Source organism: Chondromyces crocatus (genome assembly GCF_001189295.1).
Lineage (GTDB): Bacteria > Myxococcota_A > Polyangia > Polyangiales > Polyangiaceae > Chondromyces > Chondromyces crocatus.
The window spans coordinates 9,750,757-9,759,010 of record NZ_CP012159.1; the positions used below are offsets into that span (position 1 = coordinate 9,750,757).

Here is an 8,254-nt window from a genome sequence, read left to right on the forward strand (position 1 = left end):
ATCGAACCGCGATCGCTGAAAACGTGTGAGCCGAACCGCGTGAGCTGAGCGTGCACGCAGGCTCACCTTCGTGGCACGCGGCTGCATCTCCCGCTTTCACGGCAAGCGCGCTTCGACATAATACGTGTGTGCGGAGCTGCGCGGGCCGAACGAGGCGACGCGAGCCTCGGGCGAGGGGGGATGTTCACCGGAGCTGGCCGAAGGAACGCTGATGGAAGAGCCGAACGAGCACCCACTCGAACGCTTCTGCGAGGCGCTGGAGCGCCGCTTCGACAGGCTGCTCCCGAAGATCAACACGCACATCCTCCATTACTTTCCGGCGCTCGCCGCGGTGCCCGAGGACGTGATGCTGCAGGCCAACGCCGACGGCCTGCGGTCCTACCTCGTCTCGACGATGGAGCCCGATCTCGAGCCGCTGCGTCAGCGGGTGGTGGCGAGCAGCGAGGCGCTGGTGGTGATCGGGGGCGCGCCGGAGAACGCGCGCCACCTGCTGGAGGCGTCACGGCAGGAGGTGCTGGCGGTCGCGCTGGAGCTGGTGGCAGAGGGATTCCCCCACGCGCGCGAGGGGACGCTGCAGCTCATGGCGTCCTACTCCGCCGGGCTGGAGGCGACGACGAAGATGGCGTTCACGCTGCCGCAGGCGGGGCTGGTCCTCAGCGCGCCGCTGTTGCGGGTGTTCGCCGAGGTGTGCCCCGAGGCGATCGCCGTCAGCTCGATGGGGGAGTACATGAGCTTCGCCAACGAGTCGATGAACTCGCTGATGGGGCGTGAGCTCACGCTGGGCGAGACGTTCGGGTCGCTGGTGGTGCCCGCGCACGCGGGGCGCTGGGCAGCGGCGCGCGAGGCGATCATGGCGGAGCAGCACTGGCGGGGTCGGCTGCGGCTGCTCGGCGCCGAGGGGCACGAGGTCCCCGTGGACGTGACGGCGTTCCGGCTCCAGACGGAGGGCGGGGGCGAGGCCCTCTGCTGCATCGTGCGCGACGTGTCCGAGCTGCTGAAGGTGGAGCAAGAGCGGCTGCGGCTCCAGGCAGAGGTGATCGCGACCCAGGACGCGGCGATCCGCGAGCTGATGACGCCGCTCTTGCCGCTCGCCGAGGGCGTGGTGGCGATGCCGATCGTGGGGACGGTCGACGCGACGCGCGGGGCGTCGATCCTGGACGCGCTGCTGGAGGGAATCGCAGCACGTCAGGCGCGGGTGGCGATCCTGGACATCACGGGGATGAGCGTGGTGGACACGCACGTCGCCGAGGGGCTCCTGCGGGCGGCGCGGGCAGCGAAGCTGCTGGGCACGGAGTTGATCGTGACCGGCATCCGCGGCGCGGTGGCGCAGACGCTGGTGGGCCTGGACGTGCACCTGGACGGGATGATCACCTGCGCGACGCTGCAAGAAGGCGTGGCGCGGGCGATGCGCCTCGCCAGGAAGACACGCTGACGCGCGGTCGTGGGGTGACGTGGATCGTGGAGTGACGCGGATCGTGGGGTGACGAGGCGACCGCGAAGAAGAGGCGGTCGCCCAGGGGGGTCAGGGGCAGGGAGAGGAGGCGACGAGCACGTCGTCGAGCGTCCACGAGCCGATGTTGTAGAGCTGCGCGGCGCTGGCGACCATGAAGCCGAAGCGGATCTTCATGGCGGCGTTCTTGTACGGGGTGAGGTCGTGCTGCCGGAAGTTCCATCCCGGGCCGCTCGGCGGAGCATCGACGATGGTCTGGTTCGAGCTCCAGACGTTGATCCAGGCGGCGCCGTTCCACACGTCGATGGTGTTGGACATGTAGGGGAGCGCGTCGCTGTTGAGCCAGCGATAGAAGCCGAGGATCACCTGCCCTTGCGCGTTCGCCGTGCTGAACGGCGGGCTCTCCAGGTAGTAGTAGCCGTGGTTCACGCGGGCGGCGAAGCCGCCGATGTTCACGCCGGCGACGCCGTTGTCGAGGGTGGGGGTGTGGTCGTTCGCGGGGTCGTTGCCGCCGAGGCTCGCGCCGACGGAGGCCACGGCCGGGCCGATCTGCCACTCGGGACCGAGGATCCAGCCCTTGCTGTCGTTGGCGAAGTCGTCGGCGAAGTAGACGGTCGGCCCGATGCCACCACCACAGAGGCCGGCCACGCACACCGTGTTGCTGGTGCAGGAGGCGCCGTCGTCGCAGCTCACGCCCTCGTTCGCGGGGGCGCCGTTGGTGCAGGAGCCGTTCGAGCAGGTGGTGCCGGAGGTGCAGGGGCTGCCGTCGTCGCAGGCCTGCCCGTCATTGGCGGGGACCGAGATGCAGGTGTCGTTGGCCTCGTCGCAGGTGGCGTCGTGGCAGCCGGTCAACGGAGCGCACTGGCGCGGGCTCCCACCGCCGCACGAGCCGGCCATGCAGGTCTCCCCGGTGGTGCAGAACTGGCCGTCTTCGCACTGGCCGCCCTCGTTGATGTGCGTCTCGACGCAGCCCTGGCCAGGCTGGCAGACCCCCTGCGTGCAGTCGCTGTTGAGGTACGAGCAGTCGACGTTCAAGCACGCAGGATCGGGGACGGTGACCTGCACCCGGGCGACGTTGTTTTCGTAGTTCGACTCGCCGATGCGGCGCGCCGGGTTCACCTCGACCTCGAGGGTGTACTCGCCCGCGGGGACGCCGGTGATGTCGATCCACTGGCACTGGATGCCGGCGCCGTACTCGTCGTACCAGCCGCGCTGGATGCCCTGGAAGCCGCCGTTGTACTTGGGCGTGGTGGGGACGCTGGGGTCGTTCGGGTTGATGCGCCCCATGTCGATGATCGAGAAGCCCTGTTTCTTGCCCCTGACGACGACGTTGTTGCCGGCGTCGACGAGGCGGTAATCGGCGTACTCGTGGTAGTGATAATGGCCGTGGCAGGTGTCGTAATGGAAGTCGGGGTTGCCCGTGGGGCTCCCGATGACGAAGTCGGCCTGCCCGACGTTCTGCGCGCGGGTGCCGAAGCGCAGCACGTTGCGCATGCCGGGGCCGTTCAAGCAGTCCTCGGCGATCAGGCACGGGTCTGAATCGGCGTTGACCTGGGACAGCGAGACGGTCTGGGCGAGCCGGGCCTGATCGATGGTGAGGTCGGGCAGGATGCACTCGCCGTTCAGGCACTGGCTCCCCGTCGGGCAGCAGAGGTTGAAGCCGCACACCGAGGTGAGCGGGCAACCCATGACGCAGCTGTACTCGTTCGAGGAAGGGGCGAGCTGGCAGTACTCGTGGAGCGGACAGGCCTGCTCGCCGCCCGGGCAGCCAATGGGGCAAGCTTCGTTGGAGGGGCGACAGAGATCCGCGCCTGAATAGCCGAAGATCTGCGCTTCACAGCACTGAGCCCCCGAGGGGCAGCAGGCCGCGGGATCCGACGGGTCGTCGGAGGTGTTGCACGCCTCCCGACCTGATGGGCAGGCGGCGGCACAGTAGTCGTCATCGACGCAGACGGGGCTGTCGCCTCCGCAGGCGTCGCACCCGGTGGCGACGGGATCACCCCCCTGCCCTCCGTTGCCGCTGCCCCCCGTGCCTCCCGTGCCCCCCGCGCCACCGGTGGCGTTGTTGAACAGGTTGGTGGGGATCTCGCTGCTACACCCCGAAGCGACCACTGCTCCCAGAAAGAGCAAGGCGAATGCCGTCCGCATTGACCATGAATATCCGACCTCGCGACCGGTTCACAGCAAGATGTCCTGGTCAGCGTTCGCTCCCCCCGGGGGGAGGGTCGCCAGGGTGTGTCGGCTCGACTGGACGCTCGGGGGTCGTTCAGGGCTCGGCGCGGTAGCCCTCGACACGGTACAGACCGACCCGCACGGTGGGCGCGAGGTAGACGAGGAGGGGGTGGCTCGGGCGGGCCGGTAGCTCGCGTTCGGCGACCGGCGTGAGGCGGAAGGTGGACTCGATGTGCTCGCACGCGGCGCGCCCTTCGGCGGTGCTGCACAGGGAGGTGCGGTAGTAGTAGGGGGCCGTGGTCGGGAGGACCGCCGGGCTGGCCAGGTACTCGGCCGAGCTGGGGAGGACACGGACGCGGGGCTCGCCACAGGTGGTGTAGACCGGGAGAAGGAACAGGTTGGTCCTGGGGCTCCTGGGCTCGTCGGGACGGGTCGGGTGGCGCGCCTGGCTGAGGTAGAGGACCGTCGTGCTCTCGGGGAGCTGGTCGCTCGAGGCGCGGAAGAAGGCGGCGTCGAGGGCGTCGGTGGGGAGCGCCGTCTGCTCGCGGGCATGGGTCACGTGGTAGGCGAGGGCCGCAGCGAGGAGGACGGCGGCGACGTGCAGCGCGCGGCGGCCCGGGCGCATCTCGCCGAGGAGGCCGCCGATGACGGCGAGGAAGGGGCCGAGGTAGAGGGCGCTGTACGAGAGTTCGATCCAGGCAGGTTCGCGGCCGAAAATGTGGGCGGCGCGGTGGGCCTGGGCGAGGAGGAGGCCGAGGAGGAGCCAGGCGCCCATGCGAAACCTGCGGTTGGGAGCGCGGCGCTGGAGGAGGACGGCGAGGAGGGCGACGGCCGGGATGGCGGCGGGGGCCCAGCGGAGCGCGTGCCGCGAAGGGGATGCGCTGGCCGGGAGCCACTGGGCGCCCAGGGAGCCGCGCACGATGTCGAGCACGGCAGGGCCGGCAGCGAGGAGGGCGACGAGGCCGATGACGGCGGTGGCGAGGGCCGTGTGGGCGAGGCGGCGGCGCAGGGGTCCAGGTCCGGGGAGCGTGGTGAGGGGGACCAGGGCACCAGGGATCCAGGCGATGGGATGGATGCGCGCGGCCTGGGCGACGAGGAGGCCCGCGGCGACGAGGGCGAGGGGGAAGGCGATCGTGGCGCGCGTGAGGCGGCGCTGAAGGCGGCGCGCCGGGGTGCAGACGGCGAGGAGCGCGGCGGCGGCGAGGAGGAGCGCGACGATGGCGGTGTAGTACGACTCGCTGAGCGCGAGGCGCGCGAGGCCAGGGCTCAGGGCGAGGGCAAGGGCGAGGGACCACGCGAGGGGGGGGCGGGCTCCGGCGGCGCGCGCGATGGCCCAGGCGCACGCGGGGGCGAGGGCGGACAGGGCGGCGTGGGCTTCGAAGATCAGGAGGTCGGCGCGCTGGGGGGCGCGCTGCGCGAGGGCGCCGTGGAGTTCGTGGTAGCCCGGGCCGTAGAGGGAGCTCGCACCGAGGGCCTTCTCGATCCAGGCGGCGCCCTGGCCGTTCTGGTGGAAGAAGGCGGGGGGGAGCAGGAGCCGTCGGAGGAGCCAGGTGAGCGCGGTGAGGGCCGTGAGCGCGCCCGCGAGGCGGAGGTGGGCGCGGCGCGCGAGGAGGCCGAGCGCGACGGCGGCGAGGAGGAGGGCCGTGAGGAGGCGATGGGGGAGCGGCGCAGGAGGGCAGCGCGCTTCGTCGGGAGGGCGTGAGGTGGTGAGGGTGTGGAGCGGTGGTGCAGGGCCGCGCTCGACGCACGCGGCGACGGCGTCGAAGGCGTGGCGGAGGGGGGGAGGTGCAGCCTGCCAGTCGGGGAGCTGGGTGATGGGGGAAAGGCCGAGCGGGCCGACGCGCCGGAAGCCGCCCGAGGCGCCAGGGGTGACCTCGATTTCCAGGGGGAGGCCGGCGGGCGCGGTGGCGACGAGGATGAGCTGGCCGTCAGGGCAGCGGGTGGGGACGAGGGTGATGTCTTGCTGGGCAGCGCAGGCACGGGCCCATGCTGCAAGCTCCGGAGGACAGTCGGACTGGGCGCGGGCGAGCTGTGGGAAGAGCAGCACGGCGAGCGCGAGGAGGGAGGCTCGAAAGGAGCGTTGCAGGCAGGACTTCAACCCGGCGACGCTACCATGCGAGGCTCAGGCCGCGGCGGCGTCGGTGCCGGTCGAGCGGCGGGGTAGCTCGACGGTGAAGGTGGAGCCCTGCTGGGGCGCGCTCTGCACGGTGATGGTCCCGCCGAGGGCGTCGAGGATCTGCTTCACGATCCACAGGCCGAGACCGAAGCCGCCGTAGTGGTGCTCGGAAACGGCGCGCTCGAAGCGGCCGAAGATCCTGGTCTGCTGTTCCACGGGGATGCCGATTCCCCGGTCCCGCACCACGATCCGCACGGCGGACTCGTCCCCTTCGACCAGGAGGTCGATCGGCGCGCCGGCGCCGTACTTGATGGCGTTGGAGAGGAGGTGGGTGAGCACCTGGTCGATCCTGGTCCGGTCCCACCAGCCCTTCGCGGGGCCGCTCACGGAGAGGTGGAGTTCGCACCCGGCCCGCGACAGCATCTCCTGGAACCGGTGGGCGGCGTCGCGCGCAGCCGACGCGAGGTCGACCTCTTCCCGGCGCAGCTTCATGTTCCCCGCGGTCAGGAGGGAGAGGTCGAGCAGGTCGCCGACGAGGCGGTGCAGCCGCGCCACCTGCCGGGCGACCACGTCGACCTTCTCGAGCATGCGCTCGGGGGAGAGGCGGCCGGGATCGTTGCGGAGCGTGCGCTGGAGGCTCCCCACCTGGAGGGAGAGGGGGGTCAAGGGAGTGCGCAGCTCGTGCGAGGCGATGGACATGAACTCTTCGCGGATGCGCACCGCCTCCATGGCTTCCTGGTAGAGCCGCTCCATCTGGCGCTCGGCTTCCCTCGCCATGGCGATGGCGCCGTGGTTGCGCACGGCCTCGGAGAGCACGTTCGCCACGGCCTCCAGGAAATGCACGTCATCCTCGTTGAAGATGCGCTTGGTGCGGGAGTACACGCCGAGCACCCCGAACGGCTGGGTCGCGCCGGTGATGGTGACGCACATGGAGCTGATGATCTGCATCTGCTGGATGCAAGGGGCGCCCTGGAACCGGCTCTCCTCGCGGAAGTCCTCGACGACCACGGGGCCTCGGTGGCGCAGGGCGTAGCCGGCCTGCGTCTCCACGCCGGCGCTGATCGGGTCGATCGGCATCTCCCCACCGACGAAGGCGCGCCGGATCAGCTCCTGACCGCCGGAAGCGAGCTCCAGCACGGAGACGAGATCGACCCTCAGGGCCGCCGCGACGGCCGTGGCGACCTCTCTCATCAACGAGGCGATGGGCTCGCCACCGATGGCGCGCTGGCCCAGCTCGGCGATGGCGGCTTGCTGCCTGGCGCGCGCGTCCGCCGCTTCGTGGAGCCGCACCCGCTCGACGGCCCGCGCAATGCGTACGGCGGTGAGTTCGAGCAGCGCCACGTCCTCGTCGGAGAAGCGGCGGTTCTCGCTGGTACCCAGATCGAGTACGCCGAGAACCCGCCCCTCGACGAGGAGCGGGACGCCGACCGCGGAGCGGCTCTCCGAGGAGGCATCCAGCGCGCGATGTTCCTCCTCGGACAGCTCCTCGGCGCGCCAGGCGCGGCGGCTGACGAAGACCTGTCCTGCGAGCCCGGCGCCCTGGGAGAGCCGGATCGATCGCCACGCGGACCTGGGGATGCCCACCGCCGCAGCGACCACGAGCGACTCCCGGTCCTGGTCGAGCAGGAGCACCATGGCCGTGTCGGCGCGAAAGATCCGGGCGACACGCGCAAGGAGCTCCTGGAGCAGCTCGGGCAAGGGCCGGTCCTCCAGCGCGGTCTCCGTCACCGACTGAAGATCACGGAGCCGGACGAGCGCCTGATCCGCCTCGACGCGGGCGGCTTGCACGCGGGTGTACGACTCGTGAGCCGATGCGCCGATGTGCGCCATGGCCGCCGCCAGGACGACGTACATGAGGCATACGGCCTTGTCGGTACGGGACTCGAGCATGAGCTGGAGGCGAGGCGCCATCACGGCCCAGGTCGTCCCCACACCGCTGAGCGCGGCCGTGAGCAGCGCAGGGCCGCGCCCGGAGGACAAGGCCACCACCATCACCGCGGCGAGCGGGATCATGAAGTAGCCGTTCTCCAGACCGAACTGCTCTGCCGCGAGCGCTGCCAACCCCACAGCGATGGTGGCCGCGACGACGGCGAAGCTGTACCGCAGCGCCCGCAGTAGCATCCCACTCTCCAGCGCGGAGCACTGCCCGCCTCCTCACCAAGCCCTAAAGCGTAGCACCCGAACGCCACACGGCTTGCTTCCCCCATCGTTCGCGAGCCACTGAATGCGCAGGACACTTCTTCCCTCGATGTCGCATCCGCCGTCCGGGTCGAGGAGTTCCCGATTCACCGACAACTGCACGGTCACCGCGCTCGTCGTCGACCGGGAGACGGAGATGAACGAGGCACGCACGGAGCACGGGTGCGGCGCCGCCTGAGCGCTCTCGGCCGAGGGTCGGCGAGGAATGGGCGCGGCGACGAACGCGTCGATCGCTCGGCCGCCGCACGACGACGCGCAATCCGGCGGCTCCTGCGAGGCGCACAGCCATGGAGCGCGCAATGCCCCCCACTCATGAG

Annotated in this window: 5 protein-coding genes; 2 read left to right on the plus strand and 3 right to left on the minus strand. The window is 70.9% G+C overall.

Translation table 11 applies throughout. The annotated features are described in order from the left end of the window. The first annotated feature begins 211 nt into the window (after positions 1–211). Positions 212–1,432, plus strand: coding sequence for an STAS domain-containing protein (locus tag CMC5_RS48780; protein WP_156339098.1), 1,221 nt, complete (start codon positions 212–214; stop codon positions 1,430–1,432). 90 nt (positions 1,433–1,522) lie between these two features. On the opposite strand, the gene CMC5_RS35255 is transcribed toward CMC5_RS48780, so the two are convergent. The 3 genes from CMC5_RS35255 to CMC5_RS35265 all read right to left on the minus strand — a co-directional run bounded on the left by CMC5_RS35255 (position 1,523) and on the right by CMC5_RS35265 (position 7,859). Beyond that, positions 1,523–3,598, minus strand: coding sequence for a lysyl oxidase family protein (locus CMC5_RS35255; protein WP_050434514.1), 2,076 nt, complete (start codon positions 3,596–3,598; stop codon positions 1,523–1,525). Between the two features lie 118 nt (positions 3,599–3,716). Continuing rightward, positions 3,717–5,720, minus strand: a complete 2,004-nt coding sequence (locus CMC5_RS35260) for a hypothetical protein (protein ID WP_050434515.1) — start codon at positions 5,718–5,720, stop codon at positions 3,717–3,719. A 24-nt stretch (positions 5,721–5,744) separates the two neighbouring features. Then, positions 5,745–7,859: a sensor histidine kinase gene (locus CMC5_RS35265; RefSeq protein WP_050434516.1), complete on the minus strand. Its 2,115-nt coding sequence runs from the start codon at positions 7,857–7,859 to the stop codon at positions 5,745–5,747. Positions 7,860–7,986: 127 nt separating this feature from the next. Between CMC5_RS35265 and CMC5_RS48785 the strand changes: the two genes are divergently transcribed. Further along, positions 7,987–8,115: a hypothetical protein gene (locus CMC5_RS48785; RefSeq protein ID WP_281180765.1), complete on the plus strand. Its 129-nt coding sequence runs from the start codon at positions 7,987–7,989 to the stop codon at positions 8,113–8,115. Positions 8,116–8,254 lie beyond the last annotated feature (139 nt).